Here is an 18,040-nt window from a genome sequence, read left to right on the forward strand (position 1 = left end):
TGCGGCCCGCCGGTCAACCCGCCAGCGAGGCGGCGATCAGGAACTGGGCGGCGAAGTAGCTGCTCATCACCCAGGCGGTGGCATGGGGAAAGGGGCGACGGAAGCGATCCAGCGCCAGCATGCTGTCGGAGAAGAGGAACATCAGCGCCCCCACCAGGGCGGCGGCGCTGCCGGCGGTGAGGGAGGCGTGCCAGGCACCGGCGGCCACCCAGGCCATGCCGATGATCACCAGCATGTAGCAGAAGACGGGGATCTTCATCTCCCCGAGCTTGCCCCACAGCAGGCCGAACACCATGCCGGCCACCAGCAGCAACAGCAGGCCATCCACCAGGTTCAGCACCAGCGGCCCCTGGGCGAAGCCAACGATGTAGCAGAGGTGCGCGACAAGAAATGCCGCCAGCCCCTGGATGAAGCGGTCGCTCGGCAGCATCAGCAGCACGTCGCCGGCCAGCGACAGGCAGAGACCAAGCAGGATCCAGGCATGGGAGCCGTCGTGGTCATAGCCCTGATAGCCGAACGCCAGCGCTATGATGAGCAGCATAGTCAGCGGCTTGCTGATGTAGAACTGACGGGAGTCTGAGCCGTAGGCCGCACGAATGTGCCACCAGCCCGATGCGATGATCAAGAAACTCAATAACATGCCCTGCTCCTCACGTGTCGCTCGCAGTCATACGGCAACATCTTCTTGCTGACAGGGAGAGTAACAAATTCCCCCGGCCAGTGGCAGAGGCGCTCAGCAAACGAGCACCCTACGCCTAAAGTCTAATTGTCCCGTCCACCCGGTTCGGGCATAAGGAACGGGTTCGGAGGATCACCATGGAAGAAGCAATGAGAAACTATCTGCCCGCCATCGATATCATGATGTGCCACTTGGGAATCAGCTTTGAGCAAGCCTGCGAACAGCTGGGATTGAGCCAGGTGGAGCAACAGACCCTGAGCCTGCTGCAGGAGCAGGATCCGCAAGAATAAGCCCTCCCGCGGCCCGTATAGATATCATGATGTGCCGCGTTGAATAGGTCTGAGAGCAGCCGGAACTAAGCTAGGTGAAGCAACAGCCTTTCAACCTGCCGCATAAAGCAAGCTCCGCAGGAATAACCCCACACGGGGTAAATAAAAACGGCGCCATCGTGGCGCCGTTTTTATTGGGTGCGGGATCAGCGTGCCTGACGGCGCCGCTGCAGCCAGATCACGGCACCGAATAGCAGGAAGCCCGGCAGCCACATCAGCTCCTTGGGCCAGCGCTCGGTGGGCGCCTTGACGCTCAGGATCTGCTGATCCATCTCCAGCCCCAGCTCGGCGGCCTGGCTGCCGAAGGTGACGCTGTCGATCAGGATCTTGCCGTCCTGCTCATAGGTCTGGATCCCCAGCTTGGCCAGACGATCCTCACCGCTCGCGCCATCCGGCACCGGCAGCAGCACGGTGAAGCGGCGCAGCTTGCCCACCGCATCTTCCCCTTCCATCCGCAGGCGCAGGGTGCTCTCGGCCTCCACCTGGCCCATGGTCTGGGCCAGCTCGGCTGGCGCGGCGTCGCGATACGGGTCGTGCAGCATGTCCATCCAGAAGCCGGGACGGAACAGGGTGAAGGCCACCAGCAGCAGCAGCACGCTCTCGTACCAGCGGCTCTTCACCAGGAAGTAGCCCTGGGTGGCGGCGGCGAAGATCAGCATGGCGATGGTGGCCACGATGAAGATCAGCACGCCGTGGGCGAAGTCCACGTTGATGAGCAGCAGGTCGGTGTTGAAGATGAACAGGAACGGCAGTGCCGCGGTGCGCAGGCTGTAGTAGAACGCCGTGATCCCGGTCTTGATGGGGTCGCCCTTGGAGACGGCAGCCGCGGCGAACGAGGCCAGCCCCACCGGCGGGGTCACGTCGGCCATGATGCCGAAGTAGAAGACGAACAGGTGCACGGCGATGAGCGGCACGATGAGGCCGTTCTGCTGCCCCAGGGTGACGATCACCGGCGCCAGCAGGCTCGACACCACTATGTAGTTGGCGGTGGTGGGCAAGCCCATGCCGAGGATCAGGCTCAGCAGGGCGGTCAGCAGCAGCATCAGCAGCAGGTTGCCCATGGAGAGGAACTCCACCAGATCCGCCAGCACCAGGCCGACGCCGGTCTGGGAGACGGCCCCGACTATGATGCCGGCAGTGGCGGTGGCGATGCCGATGCCGATCATGTTGCGGGCACCGGCGATCAGCCCCTCGCGCAGATCCACCACGCCGTCGGTGAAGCTGCCGTAGTCATGCTTGCCATCGGTGCGCAGCCAGTTCAGCAGCGGGCGCTGGGTCAGCAGTATGATGATCAGCATCACCGAGCCCCAGAAGGCCGACAGGCCCGGGGAGAGTCGCTCCACCATCAGACACCACACCAGTACCACCACCGGCAGCAGGAAGTGCAGGCCGGAGAGCAGCACGGCGCGGGTTTCCGGCAGCTCGTCCAGCGGCTTGTCCGGATCTTCCGACGGCAACGGCTCGTTGCTGGCGGCGATCTTCAGCAGTCCCAGGTAGGCGGCGGCCAGCAGCACGCTGATCCCCGGCAGGGCGTAGTCGCCCAGCGCCGGCTTGAGCCAACCCAGGCCATAGTAGACCGCCATGGAGAGGCCGCTGATGAGAGCGGCACCGAAGGCGAAGCCGGTCAGGCGGCGCAGCCAGGGGCGCGGCTGACGGTTGCCGATGGGCTGCATGCCGAGCTTGAGCGCCTCGAGGTGCACTATGTAGAGCAGGGCGATGTAGGAGATGGCCGCCGGCAGGAAGGCGTGCTTGATGATGTCGACGTAGGGGATGCCAACGTACTCCACCATCAGGAAGGCGGCGGCTCCCATGACCGGGGGCATGATCTGGCCGTTGACCGAGGAGGCCACTTCCACCGCGCCGGCCTTCTCCTTGGAGAAGCCGACCCGTTTCATCATGGGGATGGTGAAGGTGCCCGTGGTCACCACGTTGGCGATGGAGGAGCCGGAGATGACGCCGGTTAGGGCCGAGGCCACCACGGCTGCCTTGGCCGGGCCGCCGCGCAGGTGGCCGAGCAGGCTGAAGGCGAGCTGGATGAAGTAGTGGCCCGCACCGGCACGCTCGAGCAGGGCGCCAAACAACACGAACAGGAAGACGAAGCTGGTGGAGACCCCGAGGGCAATGCCGAACACCCCTTCGGTGGTGATCCACTGGTGGTTGGCCAGCGCATGCAGGCTCACCCCACGGTGGGCCAGCAGGGAGGGCATCCAGGGGCCGGCCAGGCTATAGGCCAGGAAGACGATGGCGATCACCGCCAGGGCCGGGCCGAGGGCACGGCGGGCGGCTTCCAGCAGCAGCGGAATGCCGATACAGGCGACCACGAAGTCCATGGTGGTCAGGTTGCCGGGGCGCTGGGCCAGCTGCTCATACATGATGAACAGGTAGCTGGCGACGGCGGCGCCGATGAGGCCAAGGGCGATGTCACCGAGCGGCACCCGGTCGCGCGGCGAGCTGCGCATGGCCGGGAACACCAGATAGGCAAGCAGGATGGCGAAAGCCAGGTGAATCGAGCGTGTTTCAGTGTCGTTGAGAACACCGATGCCGAGAGAGAACGGCAGCGGCGAAGCGATCCAGAGCTGGAACAGGGACCAGATCAGCGCAAGACCCGCGATGATCCAGCTCATGGTGCCCACCGGCAGGCGGGCTCCCACATCCTGGGCGATCAGCTCCTCGGCCGAGAGCGCCTCTTGTTGTTGTGTTTGCTGCATAGTGTGGCTCTGTTGGTACTGCAATAAATGAGACTCGCCCCCCCGAGGGAGGAGCGAGTCTGGGGCACATCCGAAACCGCAACCGGATTACATCCAGCCACGTTCCTTGTAGTAGCGCACCGCGCCTTCATGCAGCGGGGCGGAGAGACCCACCTTGATCATGTCGGCTTCCTTCAGGTCGGCGAAGGCCGGGTGCAGGCGCTTGAAGCGATCCAGGTTGTCGAACACGGACTTGACCAGCTGGTAGACCACTTCCGGATCGGCCTTGGCGCTGGTGGAGAGTACGGCCTTGCCACCGATGGACGGGGTCGGGTTCGGGCTGCCCTTGTACAGACCACCCGGGATCTCGGCCTTGCTGTAGTAGCTCTTCTCGGCCAGCAACTTGTCGATCTCGGGGCCGGTCACCGGCACCAGCACGGTGTCGGTGGTAGTGGAGGCTTCCTGGATGGCACCGTTGGGGTGGCCAACGAAGTAGCTCATGGCGTCGATGTTGTTGTCACCCAGGGCAGAGGCCTGCTCGGCGGGTTTGAGCTCGGAGACCAGACTGAACACGGACTTGTCCCAGCCCTTGACGGCCATGATCTCTTCGAAGGTGTCGCGCTGGCCGGAGCCCGGGTTGCCGATGTTGACGCGCTTGCCCTTCAGATCGTCGAAGCCGGCAATCTTGGCGTCCTTGCGGGCCAGGATGGTGAACACTTCGCTCTGCAGGGAGAAGACGGCGCGGATGTCATCCATCGGACCCTCGGCCTTGAACGGCTCGACGCCCTTCATCGCCTTGTACTGGTGGTCGGACTGCATGATGCCGAAGTTGAACTCGCCGGAGCGGATGCCGTTGACGTTGGCAACACCGCCGCCACTGGCCGGGGCGTTGCACTTGATCTGGTGATCGGCGGCGCCGCGGTTGAGGAAGCGGCAGATGGACTGGCCCGCCACGTAGTAGACACCGGTCTGACCGCCAGTACCTATGGTCACGAAGCGCTCCTGCGCCTGTACCGGACCACCAAACGAGACACCGACCAGAGCTGCCGACAAGGCACACGCCAGGGATAATCCTTTCATGTTGTTCATCCTTTTTGATTGATTCAGCTCGCCCGTTCCACGGGCGAATGCAAGACAAACCGCCGTGCTGCGTCGGCGGTCGTCCGTGACCTCGCGATGAGGAAATGGGTGAACGACCAGCGTTCCCCAAAAAGCCACCAGCATCCTGTGGTGAGACAGTCGGCTTCATGCCAACCAGAGATAATTGGCACCGAGGGGGCCAATTAAAGAGTTATAACGGCATCGATTAAGCACACGGCGCCAACATAAATCAAACAAAAACACAAAATGAAGGATATCGGTCGCCAGAAATTTGAAGCCGATCATTAATTTGCCGATCGAAGATTAATTGGTTGTGCTACCGGACGGCAGGCGGGAAGAGGGAAAGGAGATTCTTTTGCAGCCCTTGTCTGGCAAGGGCTGCAACCTTGGTGACTTATGCTTTTGGCTTGGCCAGATCCAGGATAAACGCAAACTCCAGCGCAATATCCTCGTAGGCCTTGAAGCGGCCCGACTTGCCGCCGTGGCCGGCGTCCATGTCGGTACTCAGCAACAACTTGTTATCATCCGTCTTCAGCTCGCGCAGCTTGGCCACCCACTTGGCCGGCTCCCAATACTGCACCTGGGAATCGTGCAACCCGGTGGTGACCAGCAGATTCGGGTAGGCCTGTGCCTTGACCTGATCGTAGGGGCTGTAGGCCTTCATGTAGTCGTAGTAGCGCTTCTGGTTCGGATTGCCCCACTCGTCGTACTCGCCTGTGGTGAGGGGGATGGACTCGTCCAGCATGGTGGTGACCACGTCGACGAAGGGCACCTGGGCCACCACGCCGCGATAGAGCTGGGGCGCCTGGTTGATGACGGCCCCCATCAGCAGGCCGCCGGCGCTGCCGCCCATGGCGTAGACCTGATCCCTGGCACCATAGCCCTGCGCCACCAGCGCCTCGGTCACGTCGATGAAGTCGTTGAAGGTGTTCTGCTTCTTCAGCAGCTTGCCATCCTCATACCAGTGGCGGCCCAGCTCCTCGCCACCACGGATGTGGGCGATGGCGTAGACGAAGCCGCGATCCAGCAGGCTCAGCCTGGCGCTGCTGAAGTCCGGATCCATGCTGGCGCCATAGGAGCCATAGCCGTAGACCAGCAGCGGATTGGTGCCTGCGCCGGTCCCCTCTTTCTTGAACTGGTCCTTGCGATAGACCAGCGACACCGGCACGGCCACGCCGTCACGGGCTGTGATCCAGAGCCGCTCGCTGGCATATTGATCGGCCTTGAAGCCCGCCACCGGCTGCTGCTTGAGCAGGGTGCGCTTGCCGCTGTTCAGGTCGAGCTCGTAGGTGGAAGACGGCGTGGTCATGGAGGAGTAGCCATAGCGCAGGGCGCTGGTGTCCGGCTCCGGGTTGTAGGCAAGCCAGGTGACATAGGCCGGGTCGTCGAAGGCGATCTCCTTCTGCTCGCCGCTCTGCCAGTTGACCTGGCGCAACCGGGTCAGCCCCTGGCTGCGCTCCTCCAGCACCAGCCACTCCTTGAACAGGGCATAGCTCTCCAGCAGCACATCCGGATTGGGGGCGATCACCGCCTTCCAGCGCTCCACCGGGCTCTCTTTGGTCTCGTACAGGCCGAAGTTCTTGCCGTCCTTGTTGGAGCGCACATAGAAGCGGCCGCGGTAGTGATCCAGGCTGTACTCGTGATCCACCTGGCGCGGCAGGAACAGCCGCGGCGCCTGGGTCGGCACGTTGGCATCGATGAGGCGCGCCTCGCCGGTAGTGGTGCTGGAGAGGGCGATGACGATGAAATCTTCCGAGGTGGTGGCATAGAGGCTCACATAGAAGGTGTCGTCCTTCTCCTCGTAGACCAGGGTATCCTTGGCGGGATCCGTACCCAGTTCGTGGCGATAGACCTGGTAGGGCAGCAGGGTCTTGGGGTGCTTGCGCACGTAGAACACCGTCTTGCTGTCGTTGGCCCACACCAGATTGCCGGAGGTATTCGGAAGCGTGTCGGCGGCCCACTTGCCGCTCTCCAGATCGAAGAACTGGATCTGGTACTGGCGGCGGGAGAGGAAATCTTCCGCCACCGCCAGCCAGCGGTTGTTGCGGCTCACCTCGAGCGCCCCCAGGGCGTAGAACTCGTGGCCCTCGGCGCGCTGGTTGCCGTCCAGCAGCAGGCTTGTAGCCTCTTCACCCAGCTTGCTGCGTGAATAGATGGCGTACTCCTTGCCCGGCTCGTAGCGGGTCTGGTAGCGATAGCCGTTCTTCACATAGGGCACCGACTCGTCCTGCTGGGGAATACGGGCCACCATCTCCTGATAGAGCTGGTCACGCAGCGGCTTGACCGGTTTGAGCATGGCGTCGGTGTAGGCGTTTTCAGCCTCCAGGTAGGCCAGCACCTCGGGTTTCTGGCGCTCGTCATCGCGCAGCCAGTAGTAGTTGTCGACCCGGGTATCCCCGTGTTTTTTCAGGGTATGGGGGTGTTTGGCGGCCACGGGAGGCTGGATCTGGGTGTCGCGTGTGGGCATGGCGGACTCATCATTGGCATATGAACAGGGAACGGCGGCCAGGCAAGCCAGCAGCAGAAGCCCTCGGGAAAAGGTGAACATGTCGCATCCTTTGCGCTTTAAAAGGGTTGGCGGACCTGAGCCTTGGCTCCTTGGACAGGGGACCAATCTGCCCCTTGTCGCCTTCAGTTGCAAGTTCTCCCGCGCCGGGATGTAAAAGGGCCGCCATCTCGCGATGGCGGCCCCCATACCTGACCGTGAGCGACACGGGCTCGCTCAGGTGTGCCTCACATGATGGAAGTGTGTCTGCTCACGGCCAGCCTTCATCAGCCGGGGTAGCTCGACCAGACCCTGGTCGCGCCCTCATTGCTGATGCTCAGCACCTGATAGGGCTGACCCGGAATATCCATGCCCGGCGCACTCTGGGGCATGCCCGGAATGGTCAGGCCGCGGATCGCCGGTTTTTCCTTGAGCAGTTTCTGCACATCGGCGGCGGGCACGTGTCCCTCGATCACATAGCCGTTGACCACGCCGGTGTGGCAGGAGGCCAGCTGCGGAGTGATGCCGTACTGCTGTTTGACCGGTGCAAGCTGTTCGGTTTCGATGACCTCGAGCTCGAAGCCATTCTCTTCCATGTGCTTGTTCCAGGCCTGGCAGCAGCCGCAGTACTTGGATTTGTAGACGGTCATCTTCTCGGCCGCGAGAGCAGAAAAGCTGACGGTACCGGCCAGCACGGCCAGTAGCAGGGATTTGTACATAACTCACCTCAGATTGAATGAAACATGCCCGGGAACGGGGGTCAGATTCAAGCCAGGGTGCGGGGAGGACGCTCCAGCCGGTCGGTCGGGACATCCGGCATGAACTGGGAAGGGGAGATGAAATCCGGGGCGTCGGGCTCCAGCATGGCAACCGTCAAGCTGTCACTGCTGAGCACCGTCATGGCGAGCGCCGAGGTGAAGCTGCCGCAGGGCATGGCTTTTTCCAGGGTGCGTTCGCTCTGGCTGCAATGAGGCGTCAGGGTACAGAGATCGGTCGCCGCCCTGCTGCCAAACGACATCAGCACCATCAGCAGACTCCACAGGGGGAGCCAGCGGCGGGCGCGAGCGAGTTGGCGACGGGTCAGAACCATGAGACGACTCATTGACGAAAGGTGGCCTATGGTAACCCCTGGCCCAGGGGGAGGGTCAAGCCCTCCCCCTCTTCCAGTCAGCCTACATCAAGGTTGCTGACGGGTGGCCGCCAGCACGATCTCGCGCACGCAGACATTGGCCGGCTGGTTCCATGCATAGAGCACGGCCTCGGCGATCACCTCGGGTGCGATGACACCGCCCATCTGATCCTTCCAGTCGTGGTAGCCCGCCTTGATGCTCTCGTCCGTGGTATGGCTGAGCAGCTCGGTCTCCACCGCGCCTGGGGCTATGGTCACCATCCGCACGCCGACATCGGCCACCTCTTCCCGGATGTTCTCGGTCAGGGCGTGCACCGCGAACTTGGTGGCGCAGTAGGCGGCATGGTTCGGGAAGGTCTTGCGACCGGCGATGGAGCTGATGTTGATGATGGTGCCGCTGCGGCGCGCCTTCATCCCGGCCAGCACGGCGTGAACACCGTTCAACACCCCCATCACGTTGATGTTGAGCATCTGCTGCCACTCGGCCGGGTCCTGCACGTCGGCCTGGCCCAGCAGCATGACGCCGGCATTGTTGACCAGGCAGCCGACCGGACCGAATTGCGCCTCGGCCTGCTGGATGGCGGCCTTCATGGCGGCGGTGTCGGTCACGTCGACCCCGATGCAGAGGGTATCGGGCAGGCCCAGCGCCTGCATGGGCTCGACCCGGCGGGCCAGCAGCAGCAGCGGATGGCCGGCGGCCGAGAAGGCGCTGGCGATGGCGGCACCGATCCCGGCGGAGGCACCGGTGATCACGACGAGAGGCTTGGACATGATGTTTTCCTTCTGATTCAAGAGTCGGTTTGAGCAAACAAGCGGCTGGCCAGCACGGAACGGGATCACTATAGTCACTGCATCCATCAGTGATAAATATTGTTTTCCGCTGGTTATCATCTGAAAAAACTATGGTTGGGCTTATGCTGGATCTGAGACTGCTGCGCTTCTTCATCGCCATCTATGAAGAGAAGAACATCACGGCGGCGGCCGAACGCTGCCACGTCAGCCAGCCCTCCCTCTCGGCGGGGCTGCGTCAGCTGGAAGAGACCCTGGGTGACAGCCTGTTCATTCGGGGCAAGAAGGGGGTGGAGGCGAAGGATCCGGCCCACTACCTCTATCCCCACGCGGTCAAGCTGGTGGAGGAAGCGCGCCGGCTGCCCGAGCTGTTTCGCCAGAAGGCGACGCGTGCGCGGCTCAATCTTGCCATCATGCCGGACCTGAGCCGGCGCCGGCTGGCGGGATTGCTGCAGCAGGTGCAGGCGGTGCTGCCCGAGCTGGATCTCACCCTCTCCGATTACGGAACGCCTGCCGACTGTCGGCTGACCCTGGATGCTCTGCGCCGGGAGGACGAGATCTTTCTGCCGCTGTGGGAGGAGGATTATGTCTTGTGCGTGCGCCGCGACCATCCCCTCGCCGGCCGCCGGCAACTCGAACTGGCCGAGCTACAACATTATGATTTTATTGAGTGCCCACCCTGCGAGGCCCATCAGCAGACCATAGGCCTGCTGGCCTGTGATCGGCTCACCCTCAATCTGGTGGCCAAGGCAGAGAGCAAGGGGCTGGTGATGGCGCTGGTACTGGCCGGGATCGGCATCAGCTTCCTGCCGGACGGGCTGGTGGAGGACGAGGCGGGGCTGTGCACCGTGCCCGTGAGCGGGCCCCGGATGTTCCGGCGCATCGGCCTCTGCTATCCCGCCCACCAGACCCTCAATCCGGCGCTGCGCGAGCTGATCCCGGAGCTGGCGGGCCACTGCGCTTCTTGCTAACGTCGCTGCGCAATGCATCTTTTGCCGGCATCCACTCCTCTTCAGGTCAGGACCCCATGAAACGCATTCTGGTCATCTTCTCACACCCGGCGCTGCAGAGCTCCCGGGCCAACAAGCAGCTGCTGCAGGCCATCGACGGGCTGGAGGGCATCACCCTGCACGACCTCTATCTGCAATACCCGGACATGTTCATCAACGTGAAGCGGGAGCAGGCCCTGCTCTCTGAACACGACATCATCGTCTTCCAGCACCCCTTCTACTGGTACTCCTGCCCCGCCATCATGAAGGAGTGGATGGATCTGGTGCTGGAGTACGGCTACGCCTATGGCCCGGAAGCCCACGCCCTCAACGGCAAGCAGTGGCTATCGGCCATCACCACCGGCGGTGCCCCTGAATCCTACTGCAGCGCCGGCTACAACCAGCGCCCGCTGCTCGACTTCCTGCTCCCCTTTCAGCAGACGGCCCAGCTGTGCGGCATGAGCTGGCTGCCCCCGTTCGTGCTGCACTCCTTTCACAAGATCCGGGACCCGGAGGCGCTGCGCCGCTGCGGCCAGGACTATCGCCAATTGCTGTGCGCCCTGCGCGACGAGCAGCTGACCCCGGAACAACTCGGCGGCACCCCCTATCTGCGCGATCTGCTGGAGGTACTCCCATGACCCGAACCCGCTCCGGGCGCCAGCCCGGCCTGCCTTCATCGGCCTCCACCACGGCGCGGAGGATCCGCTGATGGGACACGGTTTGCTGTTCGATGCCTTCATCTACCTCTCAGCCGCGGTGATCGCGGTGCCGCTGGCCAAGCGCTGGGGGCTGGGCTCCGTGCTCGGTTACCTGCTGGCGGGGATCATCATAGGCCCCTTCCTGCTGGGGCTGGTGGGTGAGCAAAAAGACGTGATGCACTTCGCCGAGTTCGGGGTGGTGCTGATGCTGTTTCTGGTCGGGCTGGAGCTCAGGCCGGCGCTGCTGTGGCAGCTGAAGGGGCCCATTCTCGGCACCGGCGGACTGCAAGTGCTGCTCACCACGGCAGCCCTGACCGGCGTGGCCCACCTCATCGGCCTGCCCTGGCAACAGGGGCTGGCCATCGGCCTCATCCTGGCACTCTCCTCCACCGCCATCGTGCTGCAGAGCCTGCAGGAGCGCAAACTGATGCAGAGCGAGAGCGGCCGCTCCGCCTTCGCGGTGCTGCTGTTCCAGGACATCGCCGTCATCCCCATCCTGGCGATCCTGCCGCTGCTTGCCATCGCGCCGGTGGCCAGCAGCGGCAGCTCTGAGCTGGCCGGCTGGCAACACGGCCTGCTGGTGGTGGCCGCCATCTCCGGCATAGTGCTGGGGGGTCATTACCTGATGCGCCCGGTGTTTCGCGCCATCGCCCAGTCTCACATGCGGGAGATCTTCGTCGCCGCCGCCCTGCTGCTGGTGATCTCCATCGCCGTGCTGATGGAGTCGGTCGGCCTCTCCCCCGCTCTCGGCTCCTTCCTCGCCGGCGTGGTGCTGGCGGACAGCGAATATCGCCACGAGCTGGAGGCGGACATAGAGCCGTTCAAGGGGCTGCTGCTCGGCCTCTTCTTCATGTCGGTTGGCGCCGGCATCAACTTCGGGCTGTTTGCCGAACACCCGCTGCTGATCCCGGCCCTGGTGGTCGGCCTGATGCTGCTCAAGTGGCTGGTGTTGATGGCGCTCGGCTTCATCATCCGCATCTCGCCGAGCCAGCGCTGGACCTTTGGGCTGGCGCTGGCCCAGGGGGGGGAGTTCGCCTTCGTGCTGTTCTCGTTCGCGGCCCAGAACAGGGTGTTGCCGGGGGATACCATAGCCCTGCTGACCCTGGTGGTGGCGCTCTCCATGGCGTTGACGCCGCTGCTGCTGATCCTCAACGATAGGGTGATCCAGCCCTGGTTCGACTACCGCAACCAGAGCGAGGTCCCGCAGCACGAGCAGCCGGAGCTGGTGGAGCACCCGGTGATCATCGCCGGCTTCGGCCGCTTCGGTCAGATAGTGGGACGCTTGCTGCACGGCCACGGCATAGGTACCACCATCCTCGAGCAGGATGCCAGCCAGATCGAGATGCTGCGCAAGTATGGCTATCAGGTGTTCTACGGGGATGCCAGCCGGCTCGACCTGCTGCACGCCGCCGGTGCCCACAAGGCCAAATTGCTGGTGCTCTCCATCAACGACCCTGCAACGTCACTCGAAGTAATTGAAATGGTGAAGAAACACTTCCCGCACCTTAAGATACTGGCGCGAGCCCAGGATCGTCCTCACGCTCACGAGATCCTGCGTCAGGGCGTGGGCAGCGTGTATCGGGAAACCCTGGGTTCCGCCGTGGATCTGGGGGTGGAAGCCCTGACCCAGCTCGGTTTTCGGGCCAACCAGGCCTGGCGGGCCGGGCAGACCTTCAAGCAGCACGACAACTGGCTGCTGCGGGAGCAGGTCAACTACCTGGACGACGAACACACCTATATCAACAAGAGCCTGCAATACCGGGACATCCTCTCCGATCTGCTGCAAGACGATCAGGAAGGACAGGAGCGCATTCACGCCCACAACTGGAACAGCGGTCTGCCCGACAACGACAAGGAAGCAATATGATTGCCTATTACCCCCTGCTCAAACACCTGCACATGACGCTGGCACTGGTCAGCGTGCTGCTGTTCCTCTATCGCTGGCTGCTGGCCCTGGGGGGCAGTGCCCGCCTGCAGCAGAAGTGGCTGAAGATCCTGCCCCACATCAACGATACCTTTCTGTTGCTGTTCGGGGTGCTGCTGGCGGTGACTCTGCAGATGAGCCCGGGTCAGCAGCCCTGGCTGATGGCCAAGCTGATCGCGCTGGTGGTTTACATCGGCTTCGGCGTCATGGCGCTCAAGCGCCCTGCGCGCAGCCAGAAGCTGGTGGCCGGCCTCGCGGCCCTGGCGGTATTCGGCTACATGGTGGGCGCCGCCATCACCAAGTCGGCCTGGTCCTGGCTGGCCTGATCCGACAGCAAAAATCCCCGCCCGGTGGAGGAGAGTCCTCTCCTCCACACCATATTCTGCGTTTACCCATTATTTCTGTTTTTTCTTCTACATCAAATCCGTAAGACAGCACTTTCATTTGGCGAATTTTCATCATTTTTTAGCCTCAATTGCTGCCAGAAAAGAGAGCGTTCTCTTTTATGATCATGTAGTTAGCTTGGTTTGTATGAAAATGGCGACAGTTGTCGCAGCAAAACTTGCGACATAGACTGTCGCAAGGCATGGCTAGGATACACTCAACGCTAAACCAGTGAAGGCATGCACCATGAGTAAGAAGCTGTTACGACAACTGACCTTGGCGCGTTGCATCCCGCACCGCCCTTACAAGCTGACCGCCAGCCAACTCCAGGTAAAACTGGAAGAAGAAGGCATTCATGTCAGTCTGCGTACCGTGCAACGGGACCTGGAAGAGATGTCCGGCATGGGGTTGTTCGATCTCACCTCGGATGAACGCAGCAAACCACACGGCTGGTGCTTCGAGCGCCATGGCCTCAACGATTTTGCCAACATCATGCCGCTGTCGCTGGCAGTGGCGCTGAAAACCTGGAGCGACCAGGCCAGCCAGCTGCTGCCCGCCAGTGTCCTGACCGAATTGAACCCGCTGGTCGACAAGGCCAGCCAGGTGATCCGTGACAGCCAGAGCGAACTGGCGGAACGCTGGCTCGAGAGCGTGCACCAGTCACCGCGTCCGTTTGCCGGCAACCCGGAGATCCGCCGCAGCACCCTGATCCGCGATGCATTGTGGCGTGGCCGCAAGTTCAGCGCCGAGATCCAGCGTGTCATCAAGGAGCGCACCGTGTGGCTCTGCTATGACCGCATCAATCCGCTCGGCATTCTGAACCAGGCAGAGGGGCCGACCCTGCTCTGCACCCTGTCCGAGCTGGATCCCAAGGTCTATGGCATCCCGTTCGACCACATCAAGAACGTGGAGCTGACCAACTTCAGCGCGACCCAGCCGAAGGATTTCAATATCCAGAAACTGATCCGCGATCAGGGGTACCAGGATGTCAGCGGGCCGATCCGCTTCGTCGGCCGCATCGATGCCAACTGTCCGACCTTGGTCGACGGCCAGATCCCCGGCCACAACCCGCGCATGACCCGCTACGACAAGCGCAGCGTGGTGGTGGAAACCGAGGTGCAGGACACTCCGGAGTTCCGTACCTGGCTCAACAACATGAGCGGGAACCTGGAAGTGCTGGCGCCAGAATCCTTGCGCAAGGCATATCCGACACCGGGTAGCCGCGTCAGCTGACACCTTCTCAAAAAGCCGGGCCAAGCCCGGCTTTTTGTATTCTTTTTGAGCATATTTATTCAACTAATTTTTAAGCCTTACCCTCCGAATTGAGCCTGTTTTTACCATCGTTTTCGCCCTGTTTTTGCGTGTGAGAGATCAGCCATCGCCGCTGTAAGAGGCCACTGTGTCGAACCGTACGCGAAGCCATCTTTGAATCCTTATGCTTTCCTGTGAAACAAACTAACGCCATGATTAATATGAATTTATTATCATAACCATGATCGTTTAAGCGTTCTCATCACGCCGACAACGCCAGATCCTCCCTTGTTCCGCCCTCTCGTTCCCTTAATATGGGTCTCACAAGGACGAAGCTGATTCGGCAGGATGCAGAAACAGCGCATAAGCAGGGAATAAACCACAGGAAGTGGGCAGGGAACACCTCAGGATGAGGCCGATAGCCAGGATGGTTATCAAAGGGAATACAGGACACCGCGGGACGTGGTTGAGGACACCTCGGGATGAGGCAGAGCAGCAGGATGGTTGCTCTTCAGGACGAACAGGAACCTCGCCGGAGGCGAGCAGGACAGCTTCAGGATGAAGCGAGATAACCCGGATGGTTATCTGTCAGGATGACGTAAGGAACACCACGGGATGTGGTAACGGACACCTCCAGGATGGAGAGAGTGCAGCAATCAGGATCGATTGCCAGGCTAGGATGGCCACAGGACACCTCAACGGATTGGGAAGGGGATATTCCGAAGGATCAGGATAAAGTCAGGGATTGCAGGGAGCGTTGCAGTTCAGGGACTGGACGAAATGACTCGAGGGGACGGCAGCTGCCGTCCCCTTTTCTTTTTGCGCTTTTTACTAGATGCAACCCAATCAAATCACTTACGCTGCAGATGTTGTGCATGCCACTTCCCTGCGCTTGTTCCTGCTGCTCGTCACTCTCGCCCATACCTTGACTGAGTCTTTCGACAAGACCTCTCTAAAGGCCTGAAAGAAGCGCTGAGACATTCAAGCTGCACTTCATATGTGTGACGAAGCATAGAGGCGCTATTCAGTCTTCGACGACACTCAAGCAACAAGTGGTTGCCATTCCCCCTCATGCCATTGTTGGCGGCATACTGCATCAAAGATCCGAAGAGAGTCTCAGCTTCAGTAGTCCCCGGGGATCACATCAATATCCCTGCCCGCCAGAAGCACAGGGTCGAGTGGACCCATCCCGACATGACCACCGTCTGGCTCTGCGTGTTTTACTGAGGTGAGTAAGGAGAAAAGAGGGGACCCGGGGAAAATGAAACGAAAAAAAGCCCAGTCTTTCGACTGGGCTTCTTGTTAGTGGCGGAGCGGACGGGACTCGAACCCGCGACCCCCGGCGTGACAGGCCGGTATTCTAACCGACTGAACTACCGCTCCGCATTCGGTTAGCTTTCGCTAAATCTTTTGCCGCTTCTTTATGAGGTGTCATCCTCGCAGCCGGTCATGTCTTTCACATCACCGTTTAATTGGGTGCCTGGCAGTGTCCTACTCTCGCATGGCGAATGCCACACTACCATCGGCGCTACAGCGTTTCACTTCTGAGTTCGGCATGGGGTCAGGTGGTTCCACTGCGCTATTGCCGCCAGGCAAAATCTTCAATCTGAAAAAGCTGATTTTGTTATTCGTTCTCGGTATCTGCTACAAGCCTTCGAACACTTCTTGGGTGTTGTATGGTTAAGCCTCACGGGTAATTAGTATGGGTTAGCTCAACACGTCGCCGCGCTTACACACCCCACCTATCAACGTTGTGGTCTCCAACGGCCCTTTAGGACCCTCAAGGGGTCAGGGATGACTCATCTCAGGGCTCGCTTCCCGCTTAGATGCTTTCAGCGGTTATCGATTCCGAACTTAGCTACCGGGCAGTGCCACTGGCGTGACAACCCGAACACCAGAGGTTCGTTCACTCCGGTCCTCTCGTACTAGGAGCAACTCCCCTCAATCATCCAACGCCCACGGCAGATAGGGACCGAACTGTCTCACGACGTTCTGAACCCAGCTCGCGTACCACTTTAAATGGCGAACAGCCATACCCTTGGGACCGACTTCAGCCCCAGGATGTGATGAGCCGACATCGAGGTGCCAAACACCGCCGTCGATATGAACTCTTGGGCGGTATCAGCCTGTTATCCCCGGAGTACCTTTTATCCGTTGAGCGATGGCCCTTCCATTCAGAACCACCGGATCACTATGACCTACTTTCGTACCTGCTCGACCTGTCCGTCTCGCAGTTAAGCTGGCTTATGCCATTGCACTAACCTCCTGATGTCCGACCAGGATTAGCCAACCTTCGTGCTCCTCCGTTACTCTTTGGGAGGAGACCGCCCCAGTCAAACTACCCACCAGGCACTGTCCGCGAGCCCGATTCAGGGCCCTGCGTTAGAACATCAAACATACAAGGGTGGTATTTCAAGGACGGCTCCAGCGCAACTGGCGTCACGCCTTCAAAGCCTCCCACCTATCCTACACATGTAGGTTCAATGTTCAGTGCCAAGCTGTAGTAAAGGTTCACGGGGTCTTTCCGTCTAGCCGCGGGTACACCGCATCTTCACGGCGAATTCGATTTCACTGAGTCTCGGGTGGAGACAGCATGGCCATGGTTACACCATTCGTGCAGGTCGGAACTTACCCGACAAGGAATTTCGCTACCTTAGGACCGTTATAGTTACGGCCGCCGTTTACCGGGGCTTCGATCAAGAGCTTCGCTTGCGCTAACCCCATCAATTAACCTTCCGGCACCGGGCAGGTGTCACACCCTATACGTCCACTTTCGTGTTTGCAGAGTGCTGTGTTTTTGATAAACAGTCCCAGCCATCTGGTCACTGCGACTCCCGTCAGCTCCATCCGCAAGGGACTTCACCAACAAGAGCGTACCTTCTCCCGAAGTTACGGTACTATTTTGCCTAGTTCCTTCACCCGAGTTCTCTCAAGCGCCTTGGTATTCTCTACCCGACCACCTGTGTCGGTTTGGGGTACGATGACTTGTAATCTGAAGCTTAGAGGCTTTTCCTGGAAGCAGGGCATCAATGGCTTCCGCACCGTAGTGCGTTCGTCTCGTGTCTCAGTGTTGTGTCTCCGGATTTGCCTAGAAACACCACCTACGCACTTTCACCAGGACAACCGTCGCCTGGCCCACCTAGCCTTCTCCGTCCCCCCATCGCAATTACAAGTCGTGCAGGAATATTAACCTGCTTCCCATCGATTACGCCTTTCGGCCTCACCTTAGGGGTCGACTCACCCTGCCCCGATTAACGTTGGACAGGAACCCTTGGTCTTCCGGCGAGGAGGCTTTTCACCCCCTTTATCGTTACTTACGTCAGCATTCGCACTTCTGATATCTCCAGCATGCCTCTCGACACACCTTCGCAGACTTACAGAACGCTCCCCTACCACTCACGCTTAGCGTGAATCCGCGGCTTCGGTGCCTGGTTTGAGCCCCGTTACATCTTCCGCGCAGGCCGACTCGACTAGTGAGCTATTACGCTTTCTTTAAATGATGGCTGCTTCTAAGCCAACATCCTAGCTGTCTGAGCCTTCCCACATCGTTTCCCACTTAACCAGAACTTTGGGACCTTAGCCGGCGGTCTGGGTT

The 18,040-nt window shown here is 60.8% G+C and carries 13 protein-coding genes, 1 tRNA gene, 2 rRNA genes and 1 pseudogene (1 of these 17 running past the window's edge); 7 read left to right on the forward strand and 10 right to left on the reverse strand.

Annotated features, from left to right (window positions below; genetic code table 11):
* Window positions 1-13 precede the first annotated feature (13 nt).
* Window positions 14-640, reverse strand: a complete 627-nt coding sequence (locus tag I6L38_RS17570) for a lysoplasmalogenase (protein WP_005308018.1) — start codon at window positions 638-640, stop codon at window positions 14-16.
* A 188-nt stretch (window positions 641-828) separates the two neighbouring features.
* Between I6L38_RS17570 and I6L38_RS17575 the strand changes: the two genes are divergently transcribed.
* Window positions 829-969, forward strand: a complete 141-nt coding sequence (locus I6L38_RS17575; protein ID WP_010635406.1) for a hypothetical protein — start codon at window positions 829-831, stop codon at window positions 967-969.
* A 185-nt stretch (window positions 970-1,154) separates the two neighbouring features.
* On the opposite strand, the gene I6L38_RS17580 is transcribed toward I6L38_RS17575, so the two are convergent.
* The 6 genes from I6L38_RS17580 to I6L38_RS17605 form a co-directional block, all read right to left on the reverse strand.
* On the reverse strand, window positions 1,155-3,716 hold the full coding sequence (locus I6L38_RS17580) for a TRAP transporter permease (protein WP_043170639.1): 2,562 nt from the start codon (window positions 3,714-3,716) through the stop codon (window positions 1,155-1,157).
* Window positions 3,717-3,803: 87 nt separating this feature from the next.
* A complete protein-coding gene (locus I6L38_RS17585) occupies window positions 3,804-4,775 on the reverse strand; it encodes a TAXI family TRAP transporter solute-binding subunit (RefSeq protein WP_010635409.1) in 972 nt (323 codons plus the stop codon).
* 415 nt (window positions 4,776-5,190) lie between these two features.
* Window positions 5,191-7,344 (reverse strand): S9 family peptidase, encoded by a 2,154-nt coding sequence (locus tag I6L38_RS17590; protein WP_216988793.1) that lies wholly within the window; start codon window positions 7,342-7,344, stop codon window positions 5,191-5,193.
* Window positions 7,345-7,568: 224 nt separating this feature from the next.
* Complete coding sequence (locus I6L38_RS17595) at window positions 7,569-8,000, reverse strand: DUF411 domain-containing protein (protein WP_005308011.1); 432 nt, start codon at window positions 7,998-8,000, stop codon at window positions 7,569-7,571.
* Between the two features lie 47 nt (window positions 8,001-8,047).
* A complete protein-coding gene (locus I6L38_RS17600; RefSeq protein WP_005308010.1) occupies window positions 8,048-8,371 on the reverse strand; it encodes a hypothetical protein in 324 nt (107 codons plus the stop codon).
* Between the two features lie 87 nt (window positions 8,372-8,458).
* Window positions 8,459-9,181, reverse strand: coding sequence for an SDR family oxidoreductase (locus I6L38_RS17605; protein ID WP_185450655.1), 723 nt, complete (start codon window positions 9,179-9,181; stop codon window positions 8,459-8,461).
* 143 nt (window positions 9,182-9,324) lie between these two features.
* On the opposite strand from I6L38_RS17605, the gene I6L38_RS17610 reads away from it, so the two are divergent.
* From I6L38_RS17610 to I6L38_RS22790, 6 genes and pseudogenes are all read left to right on the forward strand, one after another.
* Complete coding sequence (locus tag I6L38_RS17610; protein ID WP_213344128.1) at window positions 9,325-10,170, forward strand: LysR family transcriptional regulator; 846 nt, start codon at window positions 9,325-9,327, stop codon at window positions 10,168-10,170.
* Between the two features lie 56 nt (window positions 10,171-10,226).
* Window positions 10,227-10,826, forward strand: a complete 600-nt coding sequence (locus I6L38_RS17615) for an NAD(P)H-dependent oxidoreductase (RefSeq protein ID WP_213344129.1) — start codon at window positions 10,227-10,229, stop codon at window positions 10,824-10,826.
* A 70-nt stretch (window positions 10,827-10,896) separates the two neighbouring features.
* Window positions 10,897-12,753, forward strand: coding sequence for a monovalent cation:proton antiporter-2 (CPA2) family protein (locus I6L38_RS17620; protein WP_216988794.1), 1,857 nt, complete (start codon window positions 10,897-10,899; stop codon window positions 12,751-12,753).
* On the forward strand, window positions 12,750-13,136 hold the full coding sequence (locus tag I6L38_RS17625) for a SirB2 family protein (RefSeq protein WP_005308004.1): 387 nt from the start codon (window positions 12,750-12,752) through the stop codon (window positions 13,134-13,136). The genes I6L38_RS17620 and I6L38_RS17625 overlap by 4 nt, the downstream gene beginning before the upstream one ends.
* Window positions 13,137-13,440: 304 nt before the next feature.
* A complete protein-coding gene (locus tag I6L38_RS17630; RefSeq protein WP_005308002.1) occupies window positions 13,441-14,427 on the forward strand; it encodes a YafY family protein in 987 nt (328 codons plus the stop codon).
* Window positions 14,428-15,576: 1,149 nt separating this feature from the next.
* Window positions 15,577-15,672, forward strand: a pseudogene (locus tag I6L38_RS22790) (phosphoribosylaminoimidazole carboxylase); the annotation flags it as partial.
* Between the two features lie 79 nt (window positions 15,673-15,751).
* Here I6L38_RS22790 and I6L38_RS17635 read toward each other — a convergent pair.
* The 3 genes from I6L38_RS17635 to I6L38_RS17645 all read right to left on the reverse strand — a co-directional run.
* A tRNA-Asp gene (locus tag I6L38_RS17635) sits at window positions 15,752-15,828 on the reverse strand.
* A gap of 95 nt (window positions 15,829-15,923) precedes the next feature.
* Window positions 15,924-16,038 (reverse strand): 5S ribosomal RNA (gene rrf, locus I6L38_RS17640).
* 83 nt (window positions 16,039-16,121) lie between these two features.
* A 23S ribosomal RNA gene (locus I6L38_RS17645) occupies window positions 16,122-18,040 on the reverse strand; it runs 970 nt beyond the window's last position.

Source organism: Aeromonas sp. FDAARGOS 1408 (genome assembly GCF_019048665.1).
Taxonomy (GTDB): Bacteria; Pseudomonadota; Gammaproteobacteria; order Enterobacterales; family Aeromonadaceae; genus Aeromonas; species Aeromonas dhakensis.

What these genes read in the sequence shown, in the direction of transcription:
- I6L38_RS17570 (WP_005308018.1), bottom strand. Translation starts at nt 640, where the DNA reads ATGTTATTGAGTTTCTTGATCATCGCATCGGGCTGGTGGCACATTCGT.
- I6L38_RS17575 (WP_010635406.1), top strand. Translation starts at nt 829, where the DNA reads ATGAGAAACTATCTGCCCGCCATCGATATCATGATGTGCCACTTGGGA.
- I6L38_RS17580 (WP_043170639.1), bottom strand. Translation starts at nt 3,716, where the DNA reads ATGCAGCAAACACAACAACAAGAGGCGCTCTCGGCCGAGGAGCTGATC.
- I6L38_RS17585 (WP_010635409.1), bottom strand. Translation starts at nt 4,775, where the DNA reads ATGAAAGGATTATCCCTGGCGTGTGCCTTGTCGGCAGCTCTGGTCGGT.
- I6L38_RS17590 (WP_216988793.1), bottom strand. Translation starts at nt 7,344, where the DNA reads ATGTTCACCTTTTCCCGAGGGCTTCTGCTGCTGGCTTGCCTGGCCGCC.
- I6L38_RS17595 (WP_005308011.1), bottom strand. Translation starts at nt 8,000, where the DNA reads ATGTACAAATCCCTGCTACTGGCCGTGCTGGCCGGTACCGTCAGCTTT.
- I6L38_RS17600 (WP_005308010.1), bottom strand. Translation starts at nt 8,371, where the DNA reads ATGGTTCTGACCCGTCGCCAACTCGCTCGCGCCCGCCGCTGGCTCCCC.
- I6L38_RS17605 (WP_185450655.1), bottom strand. Translation starts at nt 9,181, where the DNA reads ATGTCCAAGCCTCTCGTCGTGATCACCGGTGCCTCCGCCGGGATCGGT.
- I6L38_RS17610 (WP_213344128.1), top strand. Translation starts at nt 9,325, where the DNA reads ATGCTGGATCTGAGACTGCTGCGCTTCTTCATCGCCATCTATGAAGAG.
- I6L38_RS17615 (WP_213344129.1), top strand. Translation starts at nt 10,227, where the DNA reads ATGAAACGCATTCTGGTCATCTTCTCACACCCGGCGCTGCAGAGCTCC.
- I6L38_RS17620 (WP_216988794.1), top strand. Translation starts at nt 10,897, where the DNA reads ATGGGACACGGTTTGCTGTTCGATGCCTTCATCTACCTCTCAGCCGCG.
- I6L38_RS17625 (WP_005308004.1), top strand. Translation starts at nt 12,750, where the DNA reads ATGATTGCCTATTACCCCCTGCTCAAACACCTGCACATGACGCTGGCA.
- I6L38_RS17630 (WP_005308002.1), top strand. Translation starts at nt 13,441, where the DNA reads ATGAGTAAGAAGCTGTTACGACAACTGACCTTGGCGCGTTGCATCCCG.